This window comes from Burkholderia sp. AU19243 (genome assembly GCF_018148075.1).
Lineage (GTDB): Bacteria > Pseudomonadota > Gammaproteobacteria > Burkholderiales > Burkholderiaceae > Burkholderia > Burkholderia latens_A.
Genome location: NZ_JAGSTV010000026.1, coordinates 1 through 26,221, shown reverse-complemented (window position 1 = coordinate 26,221; position 26,221 = coordinate 1). Strand labels below are relative to the sequence as shown.

28 protein-coding genes, 1 tRNA gene and 1 riboswitch are annotated in these 26,221 nt (G+C 66.2%); of the genes, 9 read left to right on the top strand and 20 right to left on the bottom strand.

All coding sequences use genetic code 11. From position 1 onward, the window contains the following. The coding region (locus KDW55_RS28520; RefSeq protein ID WP_212198141.1) for a hypothetical protein at positions 1-241 on the top strand (241 nt) is incomplete at its 5' end. Between the two features lie 68 nt (positions 242-309). Here the strand turns inward: KDW55_RS28520 and KDW55_RS28515 are convergent. Beyond that, a complete protein-coding gene (locus KDW55_RS28515) occupies positions 310-891 on the bottom strand; it encodes a recombinase family protein (RefSeq protein ID WP_212198140.1) in 582 nt (193 codons plus the stop codon). A 181-nt stretch (positions 892-1,072) separates the two neighbouring features. Between KDW55_RS28515 and KDW55_RS28510 the strand changes: the two genes are divergently transcribed. Then, positions 1,073-1,444, top strand: a complete 372-nt coding sequence (locus KDW55_RS28510; RefSeq protein ID WP_212198139.1) for a hypothetical protein — start codon at positions 1,073-1,075, stop codon at positions 1,442-1,444. A gap of 536 nt (positions 1,445-1,980) precedes the next feature. Here the strand turns inward: KDW55_RS28510 and KDW55_RS28505 are convergent. From KDW55_RS28505 to KDW55_RS28475, 7 genes are all read right to left on the bottom strand, one after another. Then, on the bottom strand, positions 1,981-2,667 hold the full coding sequence (locus KDW55_RS28505; protein ID WP_212198138.1) for a DUF6538 domain-containing protein: 687 nt from the start codon (positions 2,665-2,667) through the stop codon (positions 1,981-1,983). Positions 2,668-2,895: 228 nt separating this feature from the next. Continuing rightward, a complete protein-coding gene (locus tag KDW55_RS28500) occupies positions 2,896-4,113 on the bottom strand; it encodes an integrase arm-type DNA-binding domain-containing protein (protein WP_212198137.1) in 1,218 nt (405 codons plus the stop codon). 175 nt (positions 4,114-4,288) lie between these two features. Beyond that, a tRNA-Ala gene (locus KDW55_RS28495) sits at positions 4,289-4,364 on the bottom strand. Between the two features lie 65 nt (positions 4,365-4,429). Continuing rightward, a complete protein-coding gene (locus KDW55_RS28490) occupies positions 4,430-4,789 on the bottom strand; it encodes a c-type cytochrome (protein WP_040142952.1) in 360 nt (119 codons plus the stop codon). Then, positions 4,786-5,583, bottom strand: a complete 798-nt coding sequence (locus KDW55_RS28485; RefSeq protein WP_209821294.1) for a BON domain-containing protein — start codon at positions 5,581-5,583, stop codon at positions 4,786-4,788. The genes KDW55_RS28490 and KDW55_RS28485 overlap by 4 nt, the downstream gene beginning before the upstream one ends. A gap of 17 nt (positions 5,584-5,600) precedes the next feature. Further along, complete coding sequence (locus KDW55_RS28480; protein ID WP_059691549.1) at positions 5,601-6,185, bottom strand: SIS domain-containing protein; 585 nt, start codon at positions 6,183-6,185, stop codon at positions 5,601-5,603. Between the two features lie 127 nt (positions 6,186-6,312). Next, positions 6,313-6,789, bottom strand: coding sequence for a YraN family protein (locus KDW55_RS28475; protein ID WP_069240835.1), 477 nt, complete (start codon positions 6,787-6,789; stop codon positions 6,313-6,315). On the opposite strand from KDW55_RS28475, the gene rsmI reads away from it, so the two are divergent. Further along, positions 6,788-7,666, top strand: coding sequence for a 16S rRNA (cytidine(1402)-2'-O)-methyltransferase (rsmI, locus tag KDW55_RS28470; RefSeq protein WP_059548008.1), 879 nt, complete (start codon positions 6,788-6,790; stop codon positions 7,664-7,666). The two genes, KDW55_RS28475 and rsmI, sit on opposite strands and share 2 nt — an antisense overlap. Before the next feature lie 104 nt (positions 7,667-7,770). Here rsmI and KDW55_RS28465 read toward each other — a convergent pair whose 3' ends face one another. Beyond that, a complete protein-coding gene (locus KDW55_RS28465) occupies positions 7,771-8,382 on the bottom strand; it encodes a septal ring lytic transglycosylase RlpA family protein (RefSeq protein WP_069241905.1) in 612 nt (203 codons plus the stop codon). A 658-nt stretch (positions 8,383-9,040) separates the two neighbouring features. Between KDW55_RS28465 and KDW55_RS28460 the strand changes: the two genes are divergently transcribed. The 3 genes from KDW55_RS28460 to KDW55_RS28450 all read left to right on the top strand — a co-directional run bounded on the left by KDW55_RS28460 (position 9,041) and on the right by KDW55_RS28450 (position 10,891). Next, positions 9,041-9,685 (top strand): MBL fold metallo-hydrolase, encoded by a 645-nt coding sequence (locus KDW55_RS28460; protein ID WP_040142942.1) that lies wholly within the window; start codon positions 9,041-9,043, stop codon positions 9,683-9,685. Further along, on the top strand, positions 9,682-10,341 hold the full coding sequence (locus KDW55_RS28455; protein WP_059548011.1) for a hypothetical protein: 660 nt from the start codon (positions 9,682-9,684) through the stop codon (positions 10,339-10,341). The genes KDW55_RS28460 and KDW55_RS28455 overlap by 4 nt, the downstream gene beginning before the upstream one ends. A gap of 79 nt (positions 10,342-10,420) precedes the next feature. Continuing rightward, on the top strand, positions 10,421-10,891 hold the full coding sequence (locus tag KDW55_RS28450; RefSeq protein ID WP_006477376.1) for an Lrp/AsnC family transcriptional regulator: 471 nt from the start codon (positions 10,421-10,423) through the stop codon (positions 10,889-10,891). Positions 10,892-10,921: 30 nt separating this feature from the next. Here KDW55_RS28450 and KDW55_RS28445 read toward each other — a convergent pair whose 3' ends face one another. The 3 genes from KDW55_RS28445 to KDW55_RS28435 all read right to left on the bottom strand — a co-directional run bounded on the left by KDW55_RS28445 (position 10,922) and on the right by KDW55_RS28435 (position 13,625). Next, positions 10,922-12,079, bottom strand: a complete 1,158-nt coding sequence (locus KDW55_RS28445) for a cation diffusion facilitator family transporter (RefSeq protein ID WP_040142938.1) — start codon at positions 12,077-12,079, stop codon at positions 10,922-10,924. A 236-nt stretch (positions 12,080-12,315) separates the two neighbouring features. Further along, positions 12,316-12,609, bottom strand: a complete 294-nt coding sequence (locus KDW55_RS28440) for an H-NS histone family protein (protein WP_034209561.1) — start codon at positions 12,607-12,609, stop codon at positions 12,316-12,318. Between the two features lie 356 nt (positions 12,610-12,965). Further along, positions 12,966-13,625 (bottom strand): pyridoxamine 5'-phosphate oxidase family protein, encoded by a 660-nt coding sequence (locus KDW55_RS28435; protein ID WP_212161839.1) that lies wholly within the window; start codon positions 13,623-13,625, stop codon positions 12,966-12,968. Between the two features lie 264 nt (positions 13,626-13,889). Between KDW55_RS28435 and KDW55_RS28430 the strand changes: the two genes are divergently transcribed. After that, positions 13,890-15,104 (top strand): MFS transporter, encoded by a 1,215-nt coding sequence (locus KDW55_RS28430; protein ID WP_212161840.1) that lies wholly within the window; start codon positions 13,890-13,892, stop codon positions 15,102-15,104. A gap of 100 nt (positions 15,105-15,204) precedes the next feature. On the opposite strand, the gene KDW55_RS28425 is transcribed toward KDW55_RS28430, so the two are convergent. Further along, positions 15,205-16,347 (bottom strand): branched-chain amino acid ABC transporter substrate-binding protein, encoded by a 1,143-nt coding sequence (locus KDW55_RS28425; RefSeq protein WP_040142930.1) that lies wholly within the window; start codon positions 16,345-16,347, stop codon positions 15,205-15,207. A gap of 419 nt (positions 16,348-16,766) precedes the next feature. Then, positions 16,767-17,849, bottom strand: a complete 1,083-nt coding sequence (locus KDW55_RS28420) for a nitronate monooxygenase (RefSeq protein ID WP_059548019.1) — start codon at positions 17,847-17,849, stop codon at positions 16,767-16,769. Between the two features lie 259 nt (positions 17,850-18,108). Here KDW55_RS28420 and KDW55_RS28415 point away from each other — a divergent pair, with 259 nt between their 5' ends. Both KDW55_RS28415 and KDW55_RS28410 read left to right on the top strand, forming a co-directional pair. Then, complete coding sequence (locus KDW55_RS28415) at positions 18,109-18,801, top strand: dienelactone hydrolase family protein (protein WP_212161841.1); 693 nt, start codon at positions 18,109-18,111, stop codon at positions 18,799-18,801. Between the two features lie 81 nt (positions 18,802-18,882). After that, positions 18,883-20,361, top strand: a complete 1,479-nt coding sequence (locus KDW55_RS28410; RefSeq protein WP_040142924.1) for an amidase family protein — start codon at positions 18,883-18,885, stop codon at positions 20,359-20,361. A gap of 87 nt (positions 20,362-20,448) precedes the next feature. Here KDW55_RS28410 and metF read toward each other — a convergent pair whose 3' ends face one another. From metF to flhF, 6 genes are all read right to left on the bottom strand, one after another. Beyond that, the gene (metF, locus tag KDW55_RS28405; protein ID WP_059548021.1) at positions 20,449-21,279 is read right to left on the bottom strand and encodes a methylenetetrahydrofolate reductase [NAD(P)H]; all 831 of its coding nucleotides are present in this window, start codon (positions 21,277-21,279) and stop codon (positions 20,449-20,451) included. Positions 21,280-21,303: 24 nt separating this feature from the next. Continuing rightward, on the bottom strand, positions 21,304-21,657 hold the full coding sequence (locus KDW55_RS28400; RefSeq protein WP_006477367.1) for a phage holin family protein: 354 nt from the start codon (positions 21,655-21,657) through the stop codon (positions 21,304-21,306). A gap of 158 nt (positions 21,658-21,815) precedes the next feature. Beyond that, entirely contained in the window at positions 21,816-23,234 is a 1,419-nt protein-coding gene (ahcY, locus tag KDW55_RS28395) for an adenosylhomocysteinase (protein WP_040142920.1), read from the bottom strand. A gap of 34 nt (positions 23,235-23,268) precedes the next feature. Continuing rightward, a riboswitch (S-adenosyl-L-homocysteine riboswitch) is annotated at positions 23,269-23,384 on the bottom strand. An 87-nt stretch (positions 23,385-23,471) separates the two neighbouring features. Then, the gene (locus tag KDW55_RS28390) at positions 23,472-24,206 is read right to left on the bottom strand and encodes an RNA polymerase sigma factor FliA (RefSeq protein WP_040142918.1); all 735 of its coding nucleotides are present in this window, start codon (positions 24,204-24,206) and stop codon (positions 23,472-23,474) included. A 22-nt stretch (positions 24,207-24,228) separates the two neighbouring features. Further along, positions 24,229-25,047 carry a flagellar biosynthesis protein FlhG gene (locus tag KDW55_RS28385; protein ID WP_040142916.1) on the bottom strand — a complete coding sequence of 273 codons (819 nt, stop codon included), beginning with the start codon at positions 25,045-25,047 and terminating at the stop codon, positions 24,229-24,231. Further along, positions 25,040-26,221 (bottom strand): flagellar biosynthesis protein FlhF (gene flhF / locus KDW55_RS28380; RefSeq protein ID WP_212198136.1); only part of this gene is annotated, 1,182 nt, incomplete at its 5' end. The genes flhF and KDW55_RS28385, both read right to left, overlap by 8 nt.

Genomic DNA, 26,221 nt, shown 5'->3' with positions numbered 1-26,221 from the left:
CCAATATGCCCACCGTGATCACCTCTGTATCCCCTGCTCAAAGATTGAGCAGGGCATTCAATCACGTGGGTCAAAATTCGATGAAAACTACAGCCTCAGGTGGGTCAGTTCTGCGTGGACATCAACACGCGATGCCTTCGCGACGCAAGGCGACGGCGGCGCTATTCGCTGCGCGGTTGAGAATCGACACGACGGGGGCGGGGATGGGATGCGACATGCTCAGCTCCAGGGTTTGATGTGATCGGAAGCCGGAGTGTGCCAAGCCTTCCCGTAGCTTTCAATCCAGTAAGTTATTGTCAGCGACTCGCTTTATGCGGTCTGGGCGTCACGAATCCGCATGATGGTCATGCGCGATACGCCGCGCTCTTTCGCAATCTGCGCGACGCTCTTACCCTCGGCAATCTCCGCCCTGATTTCCTCGGCGTCGCTATGCACCTCGGACGGCTTGCGGCCCAGACGGACCCCTGCGGCCTTCGCTTTCGCCAGGCCCGCATTCGTGCGCTCGATGATGAGGTCGCGTTCGAACTCGGCCATCGCGCCAATCACGGTCATTACCATCTTGCCCGCTGCGGAGGTGAGATCTGCGCCGCCCAGGGCCAGGCAATGCACACGAATGCCACCCTCGGCCAGGCGGTCCACCGTGGCGCGAATGTCCAGCGCATCGCGGCCCAGGCGGTCAATCTTGGTGACAACCAGGACGTCCCCGTGCTCTATGCGCTCCAGGAGCTTGGCGAACGCGGGACGGCTCATGGCGGGCGTGGAGCCGCTGATAGTCTCCGAGACCATCCGGTGAGCTTCAACGGCGAAGCCACTCGCTTCAATCTCTCGCGCCTGGTTGGCGGTGTCCTGGTCGGCGGTCGAGACTCGGAGATAGGCGAAGGTGCGGCTCACGTGACGGCTCCAGTTATGTTCAAAAAGGAGTGTGCAGAATATACCGTATGTTCAAAACACGCAAGCCCTATATTCTGAACATAGCTCCAAGTCATGTTCTAATTCGATCGGTTTTGAACACACTTGCGAGTGATACGCCCGAGAACGCCATTACAATGAAGCGGTATTCGAGGAGACCCAAATGAACAACAAGGTAGTGACTGCTGCGTTAGGTGCTGCCGTGGCGGCCCTGATTTCGCTTGGGGCGGTCGAGCATTTGGACGCAGCGCAAACACGGGCGGCTAGTTGGTTCGCTGGAGCCACCGCGTTGCTCGCCGCATATCTCGTCATGCAATCCGTGACTGCGGCCTCACTAGATACAGAAACTTCGCCCGGTAAATCAGCCCGATTTATCCGTTGGTTGTGCTTGGTCGGAGGAAGTGTTTGCTGGTTGCAAGGCGGTACGTCACTACTGGCGCATTTCCACGGCCCGTCTTGGCTACCGACTGCCGCTTTAGCTGTCTACGCCCTCGCAGTGACGTATGCGGCGGGAGAGGCAGTTAAGCGCAAGTAGATTATGGTCGGCCCGCGCCCCGCCCGTGCATCCCAGGATTCCCCCATGCCGCCTGGGCGTCTCGCCGGGGCCTATGGGGGGATTGGGCTCGCGTGGCCGGGGACACCTTGTCAGAGATTTTTGAGCGGGAAATGAGGATGGGGTATCCCCTTGACTACTGCGCTTTCACGTGGCTCACTACGAGTCCCTCGGCTTACGAGGGCATTACATGAAGTACGCGTGGGTCTAGCCAATAGATAGAGCGGAATGAAAAAAATCGTACTTGGAGTCGCACTCGGTAGCGTACTCACTGTAAGCGTCGTTAGCGTATATAGCGCAACGGAAAACGTGAGGCAGACATATCAGCAAATCCGGTTTGCCGAAGACGAGGCATACCGCCGTTACGAACAGTCATATTCACGCGAAGACGCCAAGTTGTTCGCATCAATTCGTGCGGACCGAATCGCGTACTGTCGCGAACACCAATTGATTCTGAAGGGCATGATCGGCTGCGATGAATACGTCTTGAAGGGAGGATGAAGCGACGCCCTTGCCGATTACTGCGACACCCTGGGCCAGTTGATGCGGTCCAGCGCCTCGCGCATGGTCGTAAGGCTCGATGCCGCCGTGTAGGTCTTACGACCGCTAGAGCCCTGCGCCGTGTGGCCGGTAATCGAATCCATCGTAGCTTCACCTACGTGCTTCTCTGCCAAGGTAGACCTGAGCCAATGGCGGAACTTGTGCGACCCCTCCAGCGCCCCTTCGGGCAATACAGCATCCTTGCGGATCCGCTCGGCGTACTGCTGCGCTATCTCCAGGTCGCCGCCCTGCAAAACCTCCAGGCTCTGCCGCCGTGCCACTGCGAAAGCGGACCGCGCTAGGTCCCGCTGCTCCGTATCGTCGGAGTAGAACATTGCGTTCTCATCGGCCTGTAGGACCAACCGGCGCGTCTCGCCTGCAATGTACGCGACTAGGGCCGGTGTGAGCGCAACAAACGGCGCGGGGGCGGCCTTGGCCCGCATGGCTGCGAACCGCTCCCGATAATCGGCTATCAGCTTCAGCGCCCGCGTGATGGCTTCCTCGCGGTTGGACGTGCGAAGACTCGCCCGGTAGGCGTCCGCCTTGGGCTTGCCGGTCTTTGGGTCTCTGAAGTAATTCTGTAGGTCCTTGGGTACGCCGATGCGTAGCTGATAGACCGTGGAGCCAGGGCGCAGATAGACCCCGGAAGGTGTGGGCGTAGGCATGTCGGGCATCTCCGCATTTTACACGGCGGATTGACACACCCTATTGACCCATCCCGGAAAAGACAAAGCCCGGAAACCCTTGTCAGCATTGGCATTTCCAATACTGGCGCGGGTTTCCGGGCCTTATATCCTGGTCGGGGCGAGAGGATTTGAACCTCCCACCACGTGCACTCCATGAAGGTCTTTGCACCGCGCGATACACATCGCGGCTCGACGCCCACCGTTCGCTTAAGGGTCAACTTGCACGGGAAGAGGTATTACTTGTGCCCCTTGTTTTACGTGGTCCAGATAGTCTGCCCATTTTTGCATCATCATCCGGCGTTCTTTTAGGAACTTCGTCCGGTTGTAGGCCGTGCCTAAGGTGTCCGGTACCCGATGAGCTAATTGGTGCTCGATCACTTCCGGCCTAAAGTGCAGTTCCTCATGCAGAATGGTACGTGCCATTGCCCGGAAGCCGTGGCCAGTAATCTCAGTTTTAGTGTCATATCCCATACGTCGCAAAGCAGCATTGATCGCCGCCTCGCTCATGGGCTTCCGGGGATCTCGCCCTGGGAAGACGTGCTGGCGCTGCCCCGTCAGGTCGCACAGCTCGCGCAGAATCGCCACGGCTTGGTTGGACAACGGAACGAGCTGCTCCGTCTTGGTCTTGGTCACCAAATAGCGCCATTCCGCTTTATCGAGGTTAAACCCCGACCATTCCGCCAAACGCAATTCACCGGGACGGACAAACAGCATCGGGGCCAACATCAAGGCGCACTTGACAATGAAGGTGCCCTGGAACCCGTCGATCGCACGCAGCAACTCGCCAACCCGAATGGGATCAGTGATGGCGGCGTAGTGTTCGTGCTTGAGTGGCGGGAGCGCGCCTCGTAGGTCGCCGGAAGGATCGCGTTGCGCCCGGCCCGTCGCCACGGCATAACGGAACACTTGCCCGCAGTTTTGCAGTGCCCGGTGAGCCGTGTCATGTGCGCCGCGCTCCTCGATGCGGCGCACCACAGTCAACAGCTCGGGCGCGGCAATGTCGGCAATGGGGCGTCCACCGAGCCAAGGGAAGACGTCCCGTTCTAGCCGCTGAATGATCTTATCGGCGTGGCTGGCGGCCCAACCGGGTGCGTATTTGGCGAACCACTCGCGGGCGATCACTTCGAACGAGTTGGCAGCCCGCTCCAGACTCGCCGCCCTTTTCGCCTTCTTGGCTTCCCCCGGATCCACGCCTTTTGCCAAGAGTTTCCTGGCCTCATCCCGGCGGTCCCGAGCGTCTTTTAATCCGACGTCAGGGTAGACGCCCAAGGAGATGCGCTTTTCCTTTCCGCCGAAGCGGTACTTCAAGCGCCACCACTTGCCGCCCGCGGTCGAGATTTCCAGATACAGGCCGCCACCGTCGAACAGGCGGATCGGCTTCTCGCCGGGTTTGGCCTTCCGGATCTCTGCATCGGTGAGGGGCATGTCACGCCTCCTGGGGGCAAGTGCTTGCGGGGGCAGGTGAGTTATCCCCAACGTTGCCCCCACTCGTCGGCGGATTCAAACGGTCTCCGATGGATATTATAGGCAAGAAAAAACCCCGCGATCCTTACTGGCTGCGGGGTTTATGGATACATCCGGATTCGTCTAGATAATCTGTTGGTGGAGCGGAGGAGGATCGAACTCCCGACCTTCGCATTGCGAACGCGACGCTCTCCCAGCTGAGCTACCGCCCCAACAGTCGACCATCATACACATGCATTTCCCGGCTTGGCAATAGGGGTTCCATCCCCCTGACGCGTCACTTCGACGGTGCGCCGGCCAGCACCCATTCGACCACGGAACGCACATCGGCGTCGCTCATCCGCGGATGCGCGGGCATTGGAATCGCCCCCCACACGCCGGAGCCGCCTTCCTTCACTTTCTTCGACAGTTTCGCGACGGCCTGCGGATCCGACTTGTAGCGGGCGGCGATGTCCTTGAACGACGGGCCGACCAGCTTGCGATCCACTGCGTGACAACCCATGCATGCGTTGCTGCGCGCGACCTTCAGGCCATCGCCGACGTCCGCATGCGCGGCCCCGAGCGAACCGGCCGCGAGCGCCGCAACCGCGGCGGCGCGCGCGCCCCATTGCGCGATCTTGTTTGGCATCGGCTTCATTGCGGCTTCGCCTTCGGGTTCCCCGGATGCACGCTCGACGAATTCGAGATCGGCGCCGGCGGTTGCAACGGCGCCGACTGGACCGACGCATCGGGCACCGCGCCGACGGTCGCGGCATCCGCCGGCGCGGCAGCGGACTGCGCGCCCGATGCGCTGCCAGGCGATGCAGCCTGCAACGCCTGTGCTTCCTGCGGCTGGATGTACTGGAACACCTTCACGACCTTCTCGACGCCCGGCACCTGGCTTGCGGCATCCGCGCCGCGATTGCCTTCGTCGACGGTCACGAGGCCCATCAGATAAATGTTGCCGCGCTCACTGACAACCTTGTAGTAGTTAGCCGACAGCCCCTTCGTCGCGATGAACTCGGACTTCACACGCCCTTCGAGGTACGAGTCGTTCGCGCGCGACGACAGCGACGACGCCGGCTCGACCGACAGCTCGTTGACGATCCCGTTCACGTTGTTGATGCCGCGCACGATTTCCTCGGCGCGCTGCTTCGACGCGTCGTTCGGCACTTCGCCCGTCAACAGCACGCGGCGATTGAACACGGTCACGTTCACGTGCGACTGGTCCGGCAGCCCGTTGTTGATCTGCGTGAGCGCCTTCACCTGGATCTCGCGATCCTCGGTCTGCGCGCCGAGCGTGCGGCGATCGGTCGCAATCAGCGCGCCGCCGCCGGCCGCCGCACCGAGCACGCCGAGCACGCAGCCCTGCAGCGACATCGCGACGCCGGCCGTCAGCGCGGCGAGCAACGTGGTTCTGACGAGCGTCTGTTTGACGCGGCTTTGATTCATCGACGGCTCTCCTTCGTTCAATCCTCACCCAGCAGCATCGCGTCGATGCCGTCGCACAGGCAGTGGATGGTCAGCAGATGGACTTCGTGGACGCGTGCCGCGCGCGAGGCGGGCACGCTGATCGGAATATCGGTATCGGACAGCGCGGCCGCAACGGCATGGCCATCGCCGCCCGTCAACGCGACGACGGTCATCTCGCGCTCGTGCGCTTCGTCGATCGCGGCCAGCACGCGCGGCGACGCGCCGCTCGCATCGAGCACCAGCAGGATGTCGCCCGTCTGCCCGAGCACGCGCACCTGCTGCGCGAACAGCTGATCCGCGGCCGCCGCTCCGGTGAGGCCGCCCTGCGACGCATCGGTAGCCAGCGCGATCGCGGGCAGGCCCGGACGCTCGCGCTCGAAGCCGCCGACGAGCGACACGGCGAGGTAGTGCGCGGCGGCGGCCGACGGGCCGTCGCCGCACGCGACGATCTTGTTGCCGTTCGCCAGCGCGGCGAACATTGCGTCGACCGCGGCCGCGATCGGCAGCGACAGCGCATCGGCCGCTTCGGCGTGAAGCGCGGCGCTGTCGCGGAAATGTTGCTGAATACGTTCGACTGACATCGATTCCTGGTGAACTGGGCGCGTGGGCACCCCGCGCGCAACGTCATGGGTGCGGCGAGTTTACCGCACTCCGGCGCGCGCTCCGGGGGTACGGCAAGAACTCTTTACATCTCGTCACAGCTCGCGGCTATGCGTCATCGGCACGAAATGCATCGCGCAGCCACTCGAGCCGGCCGGCCTCGAACGCGACGACGTCGAAACGGCACGCGGCACCCGCGCCGTGCCGCGCCCAGAAATGAAGCGCGGCCGCGATCACGCGCCGGCGCTTGCGCCAGCCGACGCTCGCCGCCGCGCCGCCGTGCCGGGTGCTGCGCCGCGCACGGACCTCGACGAACACGAGCGTGCCGTCGGGCGCCCGCATCACGAGATCCAGCTCGCCAGCGCGCACGGTCACGTTCGCCGCGACGAACGCGAGACCGCGGCGCTCCAGGAACCGCCGCGCGCGCTGTTCGAACGTCGCGCCCACCGATCTGGATCGCGCCGTGCCCGAAAAGTTGCCGCCGCCGCGCGGCAACTCGCTTCCGTCACCCGGCGCGCGCGCCACCGCGTGGCACAATGCCGTCCTTGTTCCGCTTGCGCCGCTCTTGCGCGCATTGCCTGCCATGACTGCCCTCCTCGAACTCGCGCAAACGCAGCACTACCCGGAAGCCGCGCTCTACGTGGTCGCGACGCCGATCGGCAACACCGCCGACATCACGCTGCGCGCGCTGCACGTGCTCGGCCTCGCCGACCGGATCGCTGCCGAAGACACCCGCAACACGGGCCAGCTGCTCGCCCGCTACGGGATCTCGAAACCGCTCGTTGCCGTGCACGAGCACAACGAGCGCGAAGCCGCGCTGCGCGTGATCGAGCTGTTGCGCGCGGGCGAACGCGTCGCGTACGTGTCGGACGCCGGCACGCCCGGCATTTCGGACCCGGGCGCGCGGCTCGTCGACGCGGTGCGCGCGGCCGGCTTCGCGGTGGTTCCGCTGCCCGGCGCAAGCGCGGCGGTGACCGCGCTCAGCGTGGCCGGCGACTGGGCCGGCGCGTTCACGTTCGCGGGCTTCCTGCCGCCGAAGGCGAAGCAGCGCGCGAGCGCGCTGCAGGCGCTCGTGCAGCACCCGTACGCACTGGTGTTCTACGAGGCGCCGCACCGGATCGCCGAAACCGTCGCCGCGCTTGCCGCAGCATTCGGCCCCGCGCGCCGGCTGCTGATCGCGCGCGAGCTCACCAAGCTACACGAGCAACTGTTCCAGGGCACCCTGGCCGAAGGACAGATCTGGCTCGACGGCGACGCGAACCGGCAGCGCGGCGAATTCGTGCTGGTCGTCGAAGGCGCGCCGGCCGGCGGCGGCGAAGCCGACGACACCGCGCACGACGCGCTGCTCAAGTTGTTGTTGGAAGAAGTCCCGGTGAAGAGCGCGGCCAAGCTCGCGGCCGCGCTGACGGGCGCGTCGCGCAACGCGCTGTATGCGCGCGCGCTCGCGCTGAAGGAAGGCTGACGGACGCGAGCACGGGCGGCACCGCCCGGCGGGCGGAAACGCAAAAGGGCTGCCGGAAGGCAGCCCTTTTGCAACGCGCGGCGCGAATCGCCGCGTGAGTTCGGTTACTTCGACGACAGCGACGCGAACATCTCGTCGCGCGCCTCGCGCGCTTCTTGCGGCGACAGCCCTTCGATCTTCACGCGACCGGTGCCCGCATGCACGAGGCCGATCATCTTCGCCGCCGCATACGACAGGTCGAGCACGCGGCCGCGCTTGAACGGCCCACGATCGTTGACCTTCACGACGACCCACTTGCCGGTCGACGCATTCGTCACCTTGATGTACGAAGACAGCGGCAGCGTGCGATGCGCGGCCGTCAGCGCGTTCATGTTGAAACGCTCGCCATTCGCGGTGCGGCGACCGTGGAAATCCCGGCCGTACCACGATGCCCGGCCCGTCTGGCGGAAGTCGGACACGTCCTTGCCGTCGATCGGCTCGGCGTCCGCCAGCGACGACTTCTTCGCGTCGGTGCTGTCGGTAGCCGGCATCGATGCCAGCGCGGAGTCGAAACTCAGCGGCTGCTTGTCGTCATCCGCTTTCGCGGCAGCGGTCGTCTTGTTGACCGCGCTCTTCTGGCTGGCGCTGCCGGTGGTCTGGCTGGATGGCACCGCACAGCCCGTCAGCGCAAAAAATAATGCAATGGTCCCGAATCGAGTCGGAAATCGAAAATTCATCGACGTGTCGCCTTCTGGTTCGGGCCGCACCGATACAACGCTGCTCAACGACGCAGATAACGCGGCCCGGACGGCAAATGCGTGCACGCCCCGCTCGGATGCGAGCAGGCGGCTAGCATGGGCGCGGCTTTCGTTTGTGCCGCAACCGTCCTGATTAGTTTTCACGTCTGGCGCAACCTGTCCCCGGCAGCCTGACCAGACCCCACATGCCGCCATCGAACATGGCTTTCACGTTCGCGCGCGTCGCGTACAGCCAACGCACAGGAACGGCGGCACAGGCCTCATCCGGCGGCGCGGCAGCAAGGCCGCAAGCGGGCGCGCAGCACCCGGCCGGACAAGACGTGAGCACCGAACGCTCGGTGCTGGATACACCGCCGGACTCCCCGGCGGTCGATGCTTGACGGTGCTCCCGCGCCCCTCCTTTAACGGGGCCGAAACACCAGCGAATTGCGTGAAATTCACGCGCAATGGGCGGCATTATACATAAATCAAAACGTTGTCTCCCGAAGTGGCCGCGTCGGACCATTGATTCTCTCTATGGCAGCAACAATCCGGATGCTCCGGGATTGCCCGCAGATGCCCGCGGGCGCTGCGTCTCACGCGCGGCAGCCCGCGCGCACGACCGGTACAATCGGTCCTTTTAGCCGCCGGTGCTTCCATGAAAGTCACGCTCATCCCGGTCACGCCGTTCCAGCAGAACTGTTCGCTGCTCGTCTGCGAAAAGACCGGCCGCGCTGCCGTCGTCGATCCCGGCGGCGACATCGAACGAATCGAACAGGAGATCGCGCGCCAGAACGTGCAGGTCGAGAAGGTGCTGCTCACGCACGGCCACGTCGATCACTGCGCGGGCGCGAAGGCGCTCGCGACGCACTACGGCGTGCCGATCGTCGGGCCGCAGGAAGACGAGCGCTTCTGGATCGAGCAACTGCCGATGCAGAGCCAGCGCTTCGGCTTTCCCGCCGCCGAGACGTTCGAGCCCGACCACTGGCTGAACGACGGCGACACCGTGAAGTTCGGCGACGAGACGCTCGAGGTCTATCACTGCCCGGGCCACACGCCCGGCCACGTGGTGTTCTTCAGCCGCGCGCATCGCGTCGCGATCGTCGGCGACGTGCTGTTCGCCGGCTCGATCGGCCGCACCGACTTCCCGCGCGGCAACCATGCGGATCTCGTGCGTTCGATCAAGGAGAAGCTGTGGCCGCTCGGCGATGACGTCACGTTCGTGCCCGGCCACGGCCCCGTGTCGACGTTCGGCGACGAGCGCCGCACGAACCCGTTCGTGTCGGACAAGGTGTTCGGATGAACCAGACCGCCATCCCCGAAATCTACGTCAGCACCGACGTCGAGGCCGACGGCCCGATTCCCGGCCCGCACTCGATGCTGAGCTTCGCATCGGCCGCCTATACCGAGGACAAGCAACTGATCGCGACGTTCTCGGCGAACCTCGAAACGCTGCCGGGCGCCAGCGCCCATCCGGTGCAGGAAGCGTGGTGGAAGACGGAACCGGACGCGTGGGCCGCGTGCCGGCGCGACCTGCAGGCGCCGGAGGCGGCGCTCGTCGCGTACGTCGAATGGGTCGAGGCGCTGCCGGGCAAGCCGGTGTTCGTCGCGATGCCGGCCGGCTTCGACTTCACGTTCATGTTCTGGTACATGATGCGCTTCGCCGGACGCTGCCCGTTCTCGTGGTCGGCGCTCGACATCAAGACGCTTGCGTTCGCGATGACGGGCCTGCCGTACCGCAAGGCGATCAAGCCACGCTTTCCGAAACACTGGTTCGACGATCATCCGCACACGCACGTCGCGCTCGACGACGCGATCGAGCAAGGCGCGCTGTTCTGCAACATGCTTGCCGACCTGCGCCGTCAGCAGGCGGCGCTCGCCGGCCTCGCGGTATCCGACACCGACCGGTCGGAACAGGCGGGCGCGGGACAAAACCCCACGGATCCGCGCGCAAATTAGCGAATCTCGCTCACCGGCACGCCGCCAGATTGCCTTTCCTTTCCCGGCCCTCTAACATTCAGCGTGTTGTAGCTGCCGCATGGAGGCGCAGGTGACGCTCGATTCCTTTTCGCAAAAAATCCTTCGCCTGTTGCAGCTCGACGCGCGCCGGTCCGTGCAGGAAATCTCCGACCAGGTCGGCTTGTCCAGCACGCCGTGCTGGCGCCGCATCAAGGACATGGAACAGTCCGGCGTGATCCAGCGCTACACCGCGCTGCTCGATCGCGAGAAGCTCGGCCTGCACGTGTGCGCGCTCGCGCACGTGCACCTGACTCGCCACAACGAAGGCGGCGTCGAGCAGTTCGAACGCGAGATCGCGACCTGCCCGGAAGTCACCGAGTGCTACAGCACGACGGGCGAAGCCGATTACATCCTGAAGATCGTCGCACCCGACATCAAGGCTTACGACGTGTTCCTGCACGAACGGATCTTCAAGATCCCGGCCGTGTCGCAGGTGCGCACGAGCGTCGTGCTGCGCGAAATCAAGTTCGACACGCAACTGCCGCTGTAACGCCGCGCCGCGTTCGTGCGGCGCGTACGTTCATGCCTGCGCGCTGAGCGCGCGCGTGAAGCCGATCCGGCGCGCGCCGAACTGGCGCATCAGCGTGTCGGTATCGAGCCGGCCGGCCAGCGCCGTATCGCCGTCGCCCGCGCCGGCGTCGAGCGTCACGTCGATCTCGAGGCCCGTGCTCAAGTAGTGGAGGTTGATCGCGGCCGGATGCAGGCCGCGCTGCGCGAGCGCGGCCTCGAGCCGCGCCGCGATCTCGTCGCGCGGCGGCAGCGCAAGCGCCGGGCGGCGCGCGGCGTCGTTCTCCGGGTCGACGTGAATCAGCGCGTCGAGCACGCGCGGATCGTTCAGCACGCGCGCCCGCGCCGTTTCGGCGATGTAGTGACCTTCCGATACCGAAATCATCGGATCGACGAGGATGTGCGCGTCGACGAGCGCCGCGTCGCCCATTTTGCGCGTGCGCAGGTCGTGCACGTCGCGCACGCCCGGCGTCGCGACGAGCAACGCGCGGATTTCGGCCGACGCGGTCGCATCGAGCGCCCGATCCGACAGATCCTGCAGCGCGTCATAGCCGAACGTCCAGCCCATGCGCGCGACCATGAAGCCGACGATGGCCGCGGCGATCGGGTCGAGCAGCCGCACGCCGGCCAGACTGCCGACGATGCCGATCGCGACGACGAGCGACGACGCGGCGTCCGAGCGCGCGTGCCATGCGTTCGCGACGAGCATCGCGGAGCGCACGCGGCGCGCCTCGCGCAGCATGTAGCGGAACAGCGCCTCTTTCGACACGAGCACCGTCAGCGCGACGATCAGCGCGGAAAAATGGACGGCAGGAATGCTTTCGAGATTGACGAGCCGGTCTCCGGCGCGCCACAGCATGCCGATGCCGACCGCGATCAGGATCGCGCCGAGAAACAGCGACGCGACCGTCTCGTAGCGGCTGTGGCCGTAATTGTGATCGGCATCCGGCGAAGCGCCGCTATGGCGATTCGCAACCAGTACGACAAAATCCGAGATCAAATCGGAAATCGAATGGACGCCGTCGGCAATCAACGCCTGCGAATGCGCAACCACGCCTACAGCGATCTGAAACGTCGCAAGCACGACATTCAGCACGATACTGACGAACGTGCTCTTGCGTGCGACCGCGTGCTTATCCGCGCTTTGCGCGTCGCCAGAAAACGTAGACATGAAATACGAGATAACGGTTGGGATACGGAATTCTACCAAACGCAGCCCTTGAGGCATTCCGATAACCCCAAATTTTCCATTTAAATCAATCGCTTATGCGAACGGGTCGCATTTTCATTCACGCCCACAATCTGACATTTCCGTGACAGCGCGCGGATGTTCCACGGCCGCAAATACAAAAGCCGCGTTCCTGCACGGACACGCGGCTTTTCTGAGGCGACGACTTAAACGAACGTTTAAATCGCAAACTGATCGCGGTTCTTGCCGGCGATCCAGCGCGGCGGCTTGCCACGGCCGGACCACGTCGCGCCCGTTTCCGGATCGCGGTATTTTGCCGCCACGCCAGCGCGCGGGCGACCGACCTTGCCTGCCTTCGCGCGGCTGAGGCCGAGTTCGGCGAGCGAAAAGCCGTAGTCGGCAATCTTCTGCTTCACGTCATTCAGCACTTCCGCGTATTCGCGCGACTTTGCTTCTTCGATTTGCTTCTCCAGCTTCTCCCGCTGGGCCAGCAGGTCCTTGTAAGAAGACATAGTTTCCCTTTCGATATGATCAATGGCACCGGTCTGCGGCCGGCTCGCCATTCATGGAATATTTGTGCCTCGGATTTTCGAAGGCAGAGATTAGCACAAAAAAGATTTGATAGAAGCCGGGATTCACGAAAATCCCGAGCCCAATTGCAATTCACGCATGTCATTTTGACCGGTCACGGCCTTTTCTCAAATTTTTACGCTGTTGCATAGAGATTAGGACATTACCGATCCGGTATTCGCCCTATCAACATACGCAATTACCCTGCATCCGCGAAAATCAAAGCTTTCATGTCGCGACAAGTTCGCGAAAATCGCGCTGCGGCATCGCGCTGAACAGGCGATGGCCGCCTGCGGCGTCACGTCACATTCAGCGCGGCCGCAAGCACTCGCTCGCGCAGCGCGCCGGTGTCGCCCGGCACCGGGTCGAACGGCGTGCGTACGCGACGGCCATCGCAGCGCCAGTCGGCGCCGTGGCGATCGACGCCGAGCAGTTCGAGTCCGTCGCGGCGCGCATCGCTGGCCTCGTACGCGGCCCACAGCGCCTGTTCGTCGTCGAATCCGAGCGGCGGCAGCGTATCGAGTGCCGTGCCGTCGACCCAGCCCATCCGGCCGAACCCGCCGATATAGCGCAGCCGCTCGATGTCGAGCGCCCAGAACGCGAAATCGCCGAGTGCGAGATAGCGCGCCGCGTCCGGTTCGTAACGCGTATAGCGCGCGGCGACATGCGGATCGGCGGCCAGCGGCGCGAAACGGCCGACGAGCGTCGCGCGCTCCGCATTCAGTACGTCGCCATCCGGTGCATCGACGATCAGGAAGCCCGCGCGCGGATCGGCGGCGAGGTTGCGCGTGTGTTCGGCGAGCCCGCTCACGAGGATCACCGGCCGATGCGTCGCGTCGGGTGCGAACGGCACCACCGTCGGATACGGAAAGCCTTGCGGTTCGCGCGCATGGGTCGCGAGCGTGCCGAGCGCGCAACGGTGCAGCAGATGCAGGGCAAGGTCGGGATCGATGTTCAAGGTCACTCCTGCGGTCGGTCAGTCGATGGCGGCGACAAGCAGGCATCGCAACGACTGCGGGCATGCCGCCTGCGCATCGATGTTACCCGCGGTACGGCGCTGCTGCGTATTGGCCGGATGGCCGATGCGCAGCGCGCGCGATCCGCCGGCGCTCACGACCGGCCGGACGGCCGACGCGCCGGCAAGACCGTAAGCGGTTCGATAGAATCGGACGAATCCGATGGGCGCGGCGCGCCCGCACAAACTTTCATTGAAGAGCGTTCCGTGTCCGAATCTTCGTCCCGATCCTCGTCCGACTTCGCCGCACCGCCCGACGCGCATCGCGCGCTGGCGCTGCCGGTCCGCCAGCGTGCCCGCACCGCGACAATGGCGCTGTTCTTCGTCGCCGGCATGATGTACGCATCGTGGGGCGTGCACGTGCCCACCGTGCGCGACAAGTTCGCGCTGAGCCCCGGGCTGCTGTCGATCGCGCTGTTTGCGGTCGCGGGCGGCTCGATCGCCGCGATGCTGACGATCGCGCGCTGGATCGCGCGGGTCGGCTCGCGCACCGCGTGCGTCGCCGGCGGGCTGGTGATGTCCGCGTGCGCGGCGCTGATCCTCGTCGTGTCCGACTACTGGATGCTGCTCGCCGTGCTCGCGCTGTTCGGTTTCTCGATGGCGACGCTCGACGTCGCGATGAACGCCGAGGCAAGCGCGGTCGAGCTCGCGCTCGGCAAGCCGATCATGTCGTCGCTGCACGGTATGTTCAGCATCGGCGGGATGTCGGGGGCGGCCGCCGGCGGCGCGCTGCTGTCGGCCGGCATGGCGCCGGCCGTGCATCTCGCGCTCGCAGCCGCGCTCAACGCGGCGGTGCTGCTCGCGGCGAGCCCGGCCGTGCTGCCGCACGTCCCGCATCAAGAACACGGGCACGGCGGCGGCAATCGCTGGCGCTCGGCCGCGCTGTGGATGCTCGGCGGAATCGCGCTGATCGCGTTGATCGCCGAAGGTGCGATGTACGACTGGGCAACGGTCTACATGCGCGACGTCGTCGCGGCGAGCCCTGCACTGGCGAGCGCCGCGTACGCGGCATTCTCCGGCGGAATGGCGATCGCGCGGTTCGCGGGCGACGCGGTGCGCGCACGCTTCGGCGCGCCGCAGCTCGTGTTCGCGAGCGCGTCGCTTGCATGCGCGGGCATGATCGGCGCGCTGCTGCTGCCGAACGCGGTGGTGGTTCTCGCCGGCTTCACGCTGATGGGCCTCGGCCTCGCGAACATGATGCCCGTACTGTTCGCCGCCGCCGCGCGCGTGAAGGGCATTCACGCGGCCGAAGGCCTCGCGCACGTGGCCGGGCTCGCGTATTTCGGACTGCTGTTCGGTCCGGTGGTGATCGGCGGCGTCGCGCAAAGCGCCGGCCTGACGGTGGGGCTGTCCGTCGTCGCGCTGTGCGCGGCACTCGTCGCGGCAGTCGCGCCGAGGGTACTCGCGCACCTGAAGATCTGATCGCGGCGATCCCGCCGCCGGCGCCCGGCCGCACAAGAAGAAAGGCGCGCCCGCGTTGCCGCGGGCGCGCCTTCACCCCTTCTGTCGACCGCTCGTCAGCTTACATCTTCACTTCGTCGAGCAGCGTCTTCTTGCCGCTCTTGTAGTTGTAGAGCGAGATCACGCCGTGCTGCAGGTCGCCCTTCGAGTCGAAGGTCGTCGTGCCGATCACGCCCGTGTACTTCGTCGCCGGCATCGCCGCGAGGATCTTCGCCGGGTCCGTCGAGTTCGCGCGCTTCATCGCGTCGGCGATGATGTACACGGCGTCATACGTGAACGGTGCGTAGATCTGGATCGGCTGGCCGAAGCGCTTCTCGTACTTGGCCTTGAACGCCGCGCCGCCCGGCATCTTCTCGAGCGAAGCACCGGCTTCCGAGCACACGATGTTGTCGGTCGCGTCGCCGGCCAGGTCGGCCAGCTTCTCCGTGCACACGCCGTCGCCCGCGAAGATCTTCGCGCGCAGGCCGAGCTGCTTCGCCTGTTTCGCGAACGGGCCGCCGGTGGCGTCCATGCCGCCGTACATGATCGCGTCCGGGTTCTCGCCCTTGATCTTGGTCAGAATCGCGCGGAAGTCGACCGCCTTGTCGTTGGTCGCGTCGTGCGACATCACCTTCAGGCCGAGCGCCTTCGCCTTCTTCTCGAACTCGTTCGCGAGACCCTGGCCGTAAGCGGTCGAATCGTCGACCACGGCGACGCTCTTGATGCCCTTCGAATGCGCGTAGTCGGCGAGTGCCGGGCCCTGCTGCGCATCGGTCGCGACCACGCGGTACGTGGTCTTGAAGCCTTGCTGCGTGTAAGCCGGGTTGGTTGCCGACGGCGAGATCTGCACGATGCCCGCATCGCTGTAGATCTTCGATGCCGGGATCGACGTGCCCGAGTTCAGGTGGCCGACAACCGCGACGACCTTGTCGTCGACGAGCTTCTGCGCAACCTGCGTCGCCTGCCGCGGGTCGGCCGCGTCATCTTGCGGGTCGAGTTGCAGCGTGATCTTCTGGCCGCCGATCGTGAGACCCTTCGCGTTGATTTCCTCGACTGCGAGACGCGCGCCGTTTTCGTTGTCCTTGCCCAGGTGTGCAATGCCGCCCGTCAACGGCGCGACGTGGCCGATCTTGACGACTTGATCGGCGGACGCGTTGCTTGCAGCTGCTGCACACAGCATCGCCGCTGCGGTGATCGGCAACAGCTTTTGCATCTTGATATTCATGTAAGTCTCCAGTTTCGGTCCCAATAAACGCCATCGCCCGGTGCCCCGCTGCCATCCCTGTGTTTGCATTCACTGGACGATTCGCCGGTTGCATCCTTCATGCACTTGGCCTCAAGCACGTGGGAAACAACCGCTTTTAGCAGCCGCCCGCCCGTACTTGCGCGCAAGTGTAGGTGATCAAATTAATTTGTGGGACTTTTTTGGGGTAGTGGTAACACTACCGATACGCCCGTTCTGGAATGACTACTCGAATATCGTTGCAAGGCCCGCCGGATAAGGGTTTCCGCTAATCACGAAGGTGCACGCAACAGGTTGATTTAAAGCATTCGCGCGTCATTTCGCTTCGGTATTTTGTGCACGTGATCGTTGAATGAAACGCGCGTGACAGCACGCGCGGTTCGGGCCCGGATGCGCGCCGTTCACGCAGCCGCCGCGCGCCACTCGGTGTCGAGCGCGTCCACGAGCTGCGACGTGGTCAGCGACGCAGCGCGCCGCCGGGTCAGCGGCGCGCCCTGGCCGGCCCACAGCGACAGGTAGTCGCCGTCGTTCGCCCGCGCCGCGGCCTGGCGCAGCGGTTGTGTCAGCGCGTTCTGCACCGGATACGGCGCGACGTCGGCGGCGCGTTCGCCGAGCCGCGTCATCAGCGTGTTGCGCAAGCCGCGCGCATGCCGCCCGGTGATTGCGCGCGTGACCTGCGTCGACGTATCCGTGCTGGCGACGACGCGGGCCTTCCAGTCCGCCGCGATCGCGCTTTCCGCGCACGCAAGGAACGCGGTGCCGAGTTGCGCGGCCTGCGCGCCGAGCGCGAGCGCGGCCGCAATCCCGCGGCCGTCCATGATGCCGCCGGCGGCGAGCACGGGCAGGCCGGTCGCGTCGACGAGTTGCGGGACGAGCGCAAGCGTGCCGATGAGCGCGTCCTCGGCCGCGCCGATGAAGGTGCCGCGATGGCCGCCGGCTTCGGCGCCCTGCGCGGAAATCGCGTCCGCACCGGCGTCCCGCCACGCGAGCCCTTCGGCGACATGCGTCGCGGTGCCGATCACGTAGGTGCCGGCAGCCTTCAGCCGCGCGACGTCGGCCGCATCGAGCACACCGAACGTGAAGCTGGCCACCGGCACGCGCAACGCGACGAGCGTATCGAGCTGCGCGCGAAAGTCCGGCGCGTAGCGCGCCGGCGCGGTGCCGGGCGGCAGCCCGAGCGCCGCGTTCAGCGGATCGATCGCGGCGAGCGCACGTGCGACGGTGGCCGCGTCGGGCGCGGCGGCGTCGGGCAACACGAACAGGTTGACGGCGAACGGGCGCGCGGTGGCCGCGCGAATCGCGGCGACTTCGGTTTCGAGACGGTCCGGCGTGAACGCGCCGGCGCCGAGGCTGCCGAGCGCGCCGGCATTGGACGCGGCCGCGGCCATCGCGGCCGTGCCCGCGCCGACCATCGGCGCCTGCACGAGCGGCACGCGCAGGCCGAAGCGTTCTGAAAAGGGTGTGGAAAGCGAACGGGCGGACATGGCGGATCCTTCGATGGCGATGCGCGAAAGCGCTTTGTAAAAGCCGACACGTCGACTCTATCGAAGCGGCGCGCCGCCGAAAAATGAATAATCGAGATCGAAACGATCGCTGCGCGAGAACCCGGTCCGGCCCATCGTGACCGACCGCGGTGCCGACGTTGCACGCGGCTGCAGCGCCCCGGGATTGGTGGCACACTAGGCCGCCTTTTTCACCATCCGCGGCGCGCGCGGCGCGCGCCCGTTCGCCAGGAGTTCAAACGTGACAGCCCAATGGATCGACATCCCGACCGGTAACGACAGCTTCGGTGGCTATCTCGCACTGCCCAAGCGCGGCAACGGCCCCGCAGTCATCATCATCCAGGAGATCTTCGGCGTGAACTCGCACATCCGCGCGGTCGCCGACCAATACGCGGCCGACGGCTTCGTCGCGCTCGCGCCGGACGTGTTCTGGCGCACGCAGCCGCGCGTCGAGCTGACCTACGAAGGCGCCGATCGCGACAAGGGCATCGAGCTGATGAAGAAGACCGACGTCGGCCTTGCGGTGGCGGACATCGGCGCGGCCGCCGACGTGCTGCGCGCGCGCGCCGACGTCGCCGGCAAGGTCGCGGCGATCGGCTACTGCTTCGGCGGTCAGCTCGCGTACCGCGCAGCGGCGGCGGGCCACGTCGATGCAGCGGTCGCCTATTACGGCGGCGGTATCCAGAACGCGCTCGACCTCGCCGCCAAGATCACGCAGCCGATCCAGTTTCACTACGCGGAGAACGACCACGGCATTCCGCTCGACGCGGTCGAGAAGGTGAAGGGCGCGTTCGCGAACCGCGGCAACGCATCGTTCCACCTGTATCCGGGCGCCGAGCACGGCTTCAACTGCACGGACCGCGCGTCGTACCACCAGCGCGCGTCGGCACTCGCGCACGGCCGCACGCTGACGTTCCTCGCCGAACACCTGTAAAGGCAGCCGGCCGCGGGTCCGGCACGCCGGGTCCGCGTTATCCTCCCATCATCGCCACGGGTCACAACGGGGGTGACAGCGATGCATTCGGACTATCTCGCGCACGACGCAATCGGTCTTGCCGCACTCGTGCGCGAGCGCAAGGCGAGCCCGCGCGAACTGCTCGACGCCGCGATCGGGCAGGCCGAAGCGGTAAACGGCGCGGTCAACGCGATCGTGCTGCAGGACTACGACGCCGCACGCAAGCGCGCGGAATCGGCGAGCACCACCGCCCCCGACGCGCCGCTCGCGGGCGTCCCGTATCTCGTCAAGGATCTCGGTGCGGCCGTCGCCGGGCTGCCGCTGTCGATGGGCAGCCGGCACTACCGCTACTTCGTTCCCGCCGACGACTCCGCGCTGATTGCGCGCAGCCGCGCGGCCGGCCTCAACTTGTTCGGCAAGACCAACACGTCGGAAATCGGCCAGATGCCGTACACCGAACCCGAGCTGTTCGGCGCGTGCCGCAATCCGTGGAATCTCGATCACACGCCCGGCGGCTCGAGCGGCGGCGCGGCCGCGGCCGTCGCGGCCGGCATCGTGCCGCTCGCGCATGCGTCCGACGGCGGCGGCTCGATCCGGATCCCCGCGTCGTGCTGCGGGCTGTTCGGGCTGAAGCCGAGCCGCAATCCGTTACTGGCCGACCTGCCTTCGAACGGCGAACTCGTGGTCCAGCATGCGGTGTCGCGCAGCGTGCGCGACAGCGCGCTGCTGCTCGACGTGACGACCGGCCAGACGCTGCCGCCCGGCGCGCCCGGCACCTTTCTCGGCGCGCTGGACACGCCGCCGGGGCCGCTGCGGATCGGCCTCGTCACCGATCCGATGCTCGCGCCGGCACTCGACGACGACACGCGCGCCGCGCTCGACGATGCCGCCGCGCTGGCCGAATCGCTCGGCCATCACGTCGAACCGGCGACGCTGCACATCGACCGTGCGCGCACGGCGGAGACCTTTCTCATGCTGTGGGCGACGATCGCCGAGGAGATGGTGCTCGGTGCGCGCGCGCTGACCGGACGCACACCGAAGCGCGCGGAATTCGAGCCGGCGACGTGGGCGATGGCGGTGGTCGGCCGGCGTGTCGCCCGCGCGCGGCTCGCGGACGTGCTCGAATGGCAGCGTCAGCTCACGGTGCAGGTCGCCGGGCTCGTGTCGCGTTACGACGCGATCCTGTGCGCGACGCTGGCAGGGCCGCCGGTAAAGATCGGCGAGCTGCAGCCGACCGCACTCGAAGCCGCGCAGATGAAATTCCTCGCCGCGCTGCCGGTGAAGCCGCTGCTGCGGGAAATGCTCGCGCGAACGTCGGAGAAGGCGTTCATGTGGGCCGGCTGCACCGAGCTGTTCAATCTGACGGGCCAGCCGGCGATGTCGGTGCCGCTCTACTGGAACGCGCGCGGGCTGCCGATCGGCGTGCAGTTCGTTGCACGGCACGCCGACGATGTGCTGCTGCTGAAGCTCGCGCGCCAGCTCGAGCAGGCGCGGCCGTGGTTCGACCGGCGGCCGCCGCTGATGCAGGCGCAACGCTGACGCAAGCGCCGGCGGCGCGACGGCGAAAAAAAACCCCGCCGGTTTGCCGCCGGCGGGGCTTTCGCGCATGCAACCGCGTGGCGGCGCTTACATCGACAGCCGTTCGCAGATGGTCCGCGTCGCGGACGCCGCATTCAGCGTGTAGAAATGCAGCCCCGGCACGCCCGCGTCGATCAGGCGCTGGCACAGGCTCGTAACGACGTCCGCGCCGAACGCGCGGATCGCGTCGCGATCGTCGCCGAAGCTCTCGAGCCGGCGCGCGACCCAGCGCGGCACTTCCGCGCCGCACATGTCGGAAAAGCGCATCAGCTGCGAGAAGTTCGTGATCGGCATGATGCCCGGCACGATCGGCACGTCGACGCCGAGCTTGCGCGCATCGTCGACGAAGCGGAAATACGCGTCCGCATTGAAAAAGTACTGCGTGATCGCGGAATTCGCGCCGGCTTTCACCTTGCGCGCGAAGTTCTCGAGATCGGCTTTCGGCGAACGCGATTGCGGGTGGTACTCGGGATAGCCTGCGACTTCGATGTGGAACCAGTCGCCATGCTGCGCGCGGATGAAGCTGACGAGCTCGGACGCGTAGCGCAGCTCGCCGACCTCGCCCATCCCCGACGGCAGATCGCCGCGCAGCGCGACGATGTGCCGGATCCCGTGCGAGCGGTACTGGTCGAGGATCGCACGCAGGCTGTCGCGCGACGAGCCGATGCACGACAGGTGCGGCGCGGCCTCGAGGCCGTCCTTCTGCATGTCGAGCACGGTGTCGAGCGTGCCTTGCTGCGTCGAGCCGCCGGCGCCGAACGTCACGGAGACGAATTTCGGCTTCAGCGGCAGCAGCTGCGCGCGCGTGGCCCGCAGCTTCTCGACGCCCTCCGCCGTCTTCGGCGGGAAGAATTCAAACGAAAGTTCGATCGGTTTCATGATTCGCAAGAGTGGGCCCGGCCGTCAGCCGATGTCGCGCTGCCCGAAGATCAGCGCGGACAGCAGCCACGACACGATGCTGTACAGGATCGAACCGAAGAACGCGGACCAGAAACCGGACACCTCGAAACCCTTCAGCAGCGACGACGCGAACCAGAAACACAGCGCGTTCACGACGAGGATGAATACGCCGAGCGTGACGATCGTGACGGGCAGCGTCAGCAGGATCAGCACCGGACGGATCACCGTGTTGATCAGGCCGAGCACGACCGCGATGATCAGCGCGGTGCCGAAGCTCTTGATGTGGATCGACGGCACGAGGTACGTGATGATCAGCAGCGCGAGGGCGTTGATGACCCAGGTGAGAATGACGCTCATGGAGGGCTCCGGTTCGGTTGTCGATCTGGTCGGTCAATGCGTTCGGTCGCCGCCGGCCACGGCGCGTGCCCGCGGGCGCGACGCGGCGGCCGGCGATCCGGCACGGTGCCGCCATCCCGCGCGCCCGACGCTGGCACGCGCGGCACGGCGGCGGCGCATCAGTAGCGGTAGTGGTTCGGCTTGAACGGGCCGTCCTTCTGCACGCCGATGTACGCGGCCTGCTCGTCGGACAGCACGGACAGGTTCGCGCCGATGCGCGCGAGGTGCAAGCGCGCAACCTTTTCATCGAGATGCTTCGGCAGCACGTACACCTTGTTCTCGTACTGGTCGCCGCGCGTGAAGAGTTCGATCTGCGCGAGCGTCTGGTTCGCGAACGAGTTCGACATCACGAACGACGGGTGGCCCGTCGCGCAGCCGAGGTTCACGAGGCGGCCTTCCGCCAGCAGGATGATGCGCTTGCCGTCCGGGAAGATGATGTGGTCGACCTGCGGCTTGATGTTTTCCCACTGGTACTGGCGGGTCGACGCGACGTCGATTTCCGAATCGAAGTGACCGATGTTGCAGACGATCGCGTTGTGGCGCATCGCCTTCATGTGATCGTGGTTGATCACGTGGTAGTTGCCGGTCGCCGTCACGAAGATGTCGGCCTTGTCGGCCGCATATTCCATCGTCACGACGCGGTAGCCTTCCATTGCCGCCTGCAGCGCGCAGATCGGATCGATTTCGGTGACCCACACGGTCGCGCCGAGGCCGCGCAGCGATTGCGCGCAGCCCTTGCCCACGTCGCCGTAGCCGGCGACGACCGCAACCTTGCCCGCGATCATCACGTCGGTCGCGCGCTTGATGCCGTCGACGAGCGACTCGCGGCAGCCGTACAGGTTGTCGAACTTCGATTTCGTGACCGAGTCGTTCACGTTGAACGCCGGGAACGGCAGGCGGCCGTCCTTTTCCATCTGGTACAGGCGGTGCACGCCGGTCGTGGTTTCCTCGGTCACGCCCTTGATGTGCGCGAGGCGCTTCGAATACCAGTTCGCGTCGATGTCGAGGTGCTTCGCGATCGACTTGTACAGCGCGACTTCTTCTTCGTTGGTCGGCTTCGCGATCACCGAACGGTCCTTCTCGGCCTTCGAGCCGAGAATCAGCAGCAGCGTTGCGTCGCCGCCGTCGTCCAGGATCATGTTCGCGAATTCGCCGTTCGGCCATTCGAAGATGCGGTGCGAGAACTCCCAGTATTCGTCGAGCGACTCGCCCTTGAACGCGAACACCGGCGTGCCGGCTTCGACGATCGCGGCAGCGGCGTGGTCCTGCGTCGAGAAGATGTTGCACGATGCCCAGCGCACGTCCGCGCCGAGCGCCTTCAGCGTCTCGATCAGCACGCCGGTCTGGATCGTCATGTGCAGCGAACCGGCGATGCGCGCGCCCTTCAGCGGCTGCTGCGCCTTGTATTCGTCGCGGATCTGCACGAGGCCCGGCATTTCGGTCTCGGCGATGTTCAGCTCCTTGCGGCCCCAGCCTGCAAGCGCCATGTCGGCGACGACGTAATCGTTGGAAACCTTGGAATCGATAATGGCGTTCATCACGCCCTCCTTTCTAAAAAAGTTCTAGAAATTGGTGACGTGAGCGCCGTTCAGGAAGCGGGGCCGGCGCGCATCTCGCCGCACGGCTGCTTGGTGAAGCTCTCCGAGCCTGGCGGACGCAGATGGTCCGTCGCAACGCTCCTCGGAAAACGGGTGGGATTGTAGCAAATCGGCGCGGGAATTGTGCGCCGCGCGCACCACGCGCGGCGTCGGCGCGCGTGGGAGGCGATGAAGGGGTCAGTTCTCCGCGCCGACCCACGCCTGTTCGCGCAGCCGCGCGCGCAGACGCGCGACCGCCTGGCTGTGCAGCTGGCACACGCGCGACTCGCTGACCTCGAGCACCGCGCCGATCTCGCGCAGGTTCAGCCCGCGCTCGTAGTACAGCGACATCAGCAGTTTCTCGCGCTCGGGCAGCCGGTCGATCGCCTCGACGAGCGCCTCGCGCAGATGCTCGTCGAGCAGCGCCGACAACGGATCGGCGTGATCGACGCGGTAGCGGTCGAGAAACGGCTCGTCGTCGGCCGCGCGATCGAAATCCTCGTAGTAGATCAGCTGGCTGCCGTGCAGGTCCTGCAGCATCCCCTGGTATTCGTCGAGCGGCATCTTCAGATGCTCGGCGATCTCGGCCTCGCTCGCCGAACGGCCGAGCTGCTGCTCGACCTGGTGCACCGCGTACTCGACCTCGCGCGACGTCTTGCGCAGGCTGCGCGGCAGCCAGTCGTTGCTGCGCAGCTCGTCGAGCATCGCGCCGCGGATGCGCTGCGTCGCGTAGGTCTCGAACTGCGCGCCCTGGTCTTCCTTGTAGCGGCCGGCCGCGTCCATCAGGCCGATCATGCCGGCCTGGATCAGGTCGTCGAGGTCGACGCTCGCCGGCATCTTCGCGACGAGCTGCAGCCCGAGACGCCGCACGAGCGGCGCGTATTGGGCGAGCACGTCGGCCTGGGTCATCTTTCCCTGAGCGTTGTACATCATGGCTCTCTCCTTCCGGTGGCGCTCACGCGGCGTGCGCCGCACCCGCCTCGTAAGACGGCTTGCCGCCCGCATGGACGGCGCGGCCGGCGCCCGGGCCCGGGCGCATCGGCCAGTACAGCAGGTCGGCGGCAATCTGCCGGTAATCGCGCGCGGCCGACGACGACGGAAACGCGTCGACCGCGGTATGCATCAGGTCGCGCGCATGCTCGACGAGCGGATCGGCGCTCACGCAGCCGGCGTCGTCAATCGACACCGTCAGGTAGCGGCTCGCGACGCCCGCGAGATTGTCGAACGCGGTCTTCGCATCCGCGTGACTGCCGACGTGGTTGGTCAGCACGCGGAACTGCGCGATCGCGTGCGCAAAATGCAGGCGCTTCATGCACGCATACGCCTCGGTGATCGCCTGCGCGGCGACGCGCGTGACGATCAGCACGTCGTGCGCCTCGCGCGCGAGCGCCGAGAACCCGCCGTCCGCGCCGAGTTGCGCGTCGACCAGCACGATGTCGGCCTGCCCGTCGATGAAGTCGCTCAACTGCGTGTCGCTGTAGCCGTCGCGTGCAAGCCGCGCAGCCGCGCACAGCCCGAAGCCGGCCGCCACCCGCGTGCGCTCGCCGTCGCGCAGCCACGCGCCGCCGAGCGTCGCCGCGGCCGATTGCACGTCAGCGCGCTCGTCGACGACGAGCACGTCCTTGCCGAGCGCGGTCAGCGCGGCCGCGACGTTGACGACGGTCGACGTGCAGCCGACGCCGGTCGGCCCGCCCGTCACCGCGACGATGCGCGACGCGCGCCCGGCGAGCAGGCGCCGCAGCCCTTCGGCCTGGTCGATGATCCGTTTATCCAAATCGCACCTCGTGCAGCTCGGCGGTGGAACGTGCGGTCAGTGCGGAGAGCAGCGTCGGCATGTCCTCGTCTTGCGGCACGAAGGGCGAGCCGTCGCGCGGCACACAGAACGCGCTTTTCAGCAGGAACCGGGTCGACGCGACGTACAGGTTCTCCGGCACCTTCTGGCCGGTCGACACGTAGTGAACCGGCAGCTTGTAGCGGATCACCGTGTCGAGCACGCCGCCGAGATGTGTCGCCTCGTCGAGCTTGGTCAGGATGCAGCCGGCGAGATCGGGATACTCGGCCGCGCTGCGGTACGCCTGGACGACCTCGTTGAGCGTGTCGCCGTGGCTCGTCGCGTTGAGCAGCAGCAGGCGCTGCACCGGCGCGTTCGCACCATGCAGCATCGCGATCTGGTCGGACAGCGCACGGTCGCGCTGGCTCATGCCGATCGTGTCGATCAGCACGATGTGCTTGTTGCGCAGCTCGGACAGCGCGAGTTCGAGATCGCCCGCGTCCTTCACCGCGTGCACGGGCACGCCGAGAATCTTGCCGAAGATGCGCAGCTGCTCGTGGCCGCCGATCCGGTAGCTGTCGGTGGTCAGCAGCGCGACCTTGCTTGCGCCGAAGCGCATCACGCAGCGCGCGGCGAGCTTCGCGGTCGTCGTGGTCTTGCCGACGCCGGTCGGCCCCATCAGCGCGAACACGCCGCCGCGCTCCATCAGCGCATCCTCGTTTTCGAGCACCGGCAGGTTCGCCGCGAGCACCGACTGCGCCCACTCGGCCGCCTGCTCGAAGGTCTGAGCGCCGTCGCCGGAAGGCAGGTTGTCGACCAGCATGCGCACCAGTTGCGCGGAGAAACCGGCCGAGAACAGGTGCTTGCCCAGCGCGCCGTGCACCGGGCTGCGGCGCTGCCGGTCGTGCCACATCAGGCTGTCGAACTGCTCTTCCATCATCCCGCGCATCGCGCCGAGCTCGTTCATCACCGTGCCGGTGACGATCTGCTCGATTCGCGCGTTCACCGCGTCGGCCACCGCGGCGGCGGCGTCGGCCGACAGGCGCGTGCGCTCGCCGGGCTTCGCGGTGCTCGTTTCGGTCGCGCGGGCAGCCGCGGCGGCCGGCATCCGGCGCTCGGCGTCGCGCACGATGTCGCGCGCCCAGCCGGGCGGCGTCGCGGACGCGGCGCCCTGCTG

What these genes read in the sequence shown, in the direction of transcription:
- KDW55_RS28510 (WP_212198139.1), top strand. Translation starts at nt 1,073, where the DNA reads ATGAACAACAAGGTAGTGACTGCTGCGTTAGGTGCTGCCGTGGCGGCC.
- KDW55_RS28505 (WP_212198138.1), bottom strand. Translation starts at nt 2,667, where the DNA reads ATGCCTACGCCCACACCTTCCGGGGTCTATCTGCGCCCTGGCTCCACG.
- KDW55_RS28500 (WP_212198137.1), bottom strand. Translation starts at nt 4,113, where the DNA reads ATGCCCCTCACCGATGCAGAGATCCGGAAGGCCAAACCCGGCGAGAAG.
- KDW55_RS28490 (WP_040142952.1), bottom strand. Translation starts at nt 4,789, where the DNA reads ATGAAGCCGATGCCAAACAAGATCGCGCAATGGGGCGCGCGCGCCGCC.
- KDW55_RS28485 (WP_209821294.1), bottom strand. Translation starts at nt 5,583, where the DNA reads ATGAATCAAAGCCGCGTCAAACAGACGCTCGTCAGAACCACGTTGCTC.
- KDW55_RS28480 (WP_059691549.1), bottom strand. Translation starts at nt 6,185, where the DNA reads ATGTCAGTCGAACGTATTCAGCAACATTTCCGCGACAGCGCCGCGCTT.
- rsmI (WP_059548008.1), top strand. Translation starts at nt 6,788, where the DNA reads ATGACTGCCCTCCTCGAACTCGCGCAAACGCAGCACTACCCGGAAGCC.
- KDW55_RS28475 (WP_069240835.1), bottom strand. Translation starts at nt 6,789, where the DNA reads ATGGCAGGCAATGCGCGCAAGAGCGGCGCAAGCGGAACAAGGACGGCA.
- KDW55_RS28465 (WP_069241905.1), bottom strand. Translation starts at nt 8,382, where the DNA reads ATGAATTTTCGATTTCCGACTCGATTCGGGACCATTGCATTATTTTTT.
- KDW55_RS28460 (WP_040142942.1), top strand. Translation starts at nt 9,041, where the DNA reads ATGAAAGTCACGCTCATCCCGGTCACGCCGTTCCAGCAGAACTGTTCG.
- KDW55_RS28455 (WP_059548011.1), top strand. Translation starts at nt 9,682, where the DNA reads ATGAACCAGACCGCCATCCCCGAAATCTACGTCAGCACCGACGTCGAG.
- KDW55_RS28450 (WP_006477376.1), top strand. Translation starts at nt 10,421, where the DNA reads ATGGAGGCGCAGGTGACGCTCGATTCCTTTTCGCAAAAAATCCTTCGC.
- KDW55_RS28445 (WP_040142938.1), bottom strand. Translation starts at nt 12,079, where the DNA reads ATGTCTACGTTTTCTGGCGACGCGCAAAGCGCGGATAAGCACGCGGTC.
- KDW55_RS28440 (WP_034209561.1), bottom strand. Translation starts at nt 12,609, where the DNA reads ATGTCTTCTTACAAGGACCTGCTGGCCCAGCGGGAGAAGCTGGAGAAG.
- KDW55_RS28425 (WP_040142930.1), bottom strand. Translation starts at nt 16,347, where the DNA reads ATGAATATCAAGATGCAAAAGCTGTTGCCGATCACCGCAGCGGCGATG.
- KDW55_RS28420 (WP_059548019.1), bottom strand. Translation starts at nt 17,849, where the DNA reads ATGTCCGCCCGTTCGCTTTCCACACCCTTTTCAGAACGCTTCGGCCTG.
- KDW55_RS28410 (WP_040142924.1), top strand. Translation starts at nt 18,883, where the DNA reads ATGCATTCGGACTATCTCGCGCACGACGCAATCGGTCTTGCCGCACTC.
- metF (WP_059548021.1), bottom strand. Translation starts at nt 21,279, where the DNA reads ATGAAACCGATCGAACTTTCGTTTGAATTCTTCCCGCCGAAGACGGCG.
- KDW55_RS28400 (WP_006477367.1), bottom strand. Translation starts at nt 21,657, where the DNA reads ATGAGCGTCATTCTCACCTGGGTCATCAACGCCCTCGCGCTGCTGATC.
- ahcY (WP_040142920.1), bottom strand. Translation starts at nt 23,234, where the DNA reads ATGAACGCCATTATCGATTCCAAGGTTTCCAACGATTACGTCGTCGCC.
- KDW55_RS28390 (WP_040142918.1), bottom strand. Translation starts at nt 24,206, where the DNA reads ATGATGTACAACGCTCAGGGAAAGATGACCCAGGCCGACGTGCTCGCC.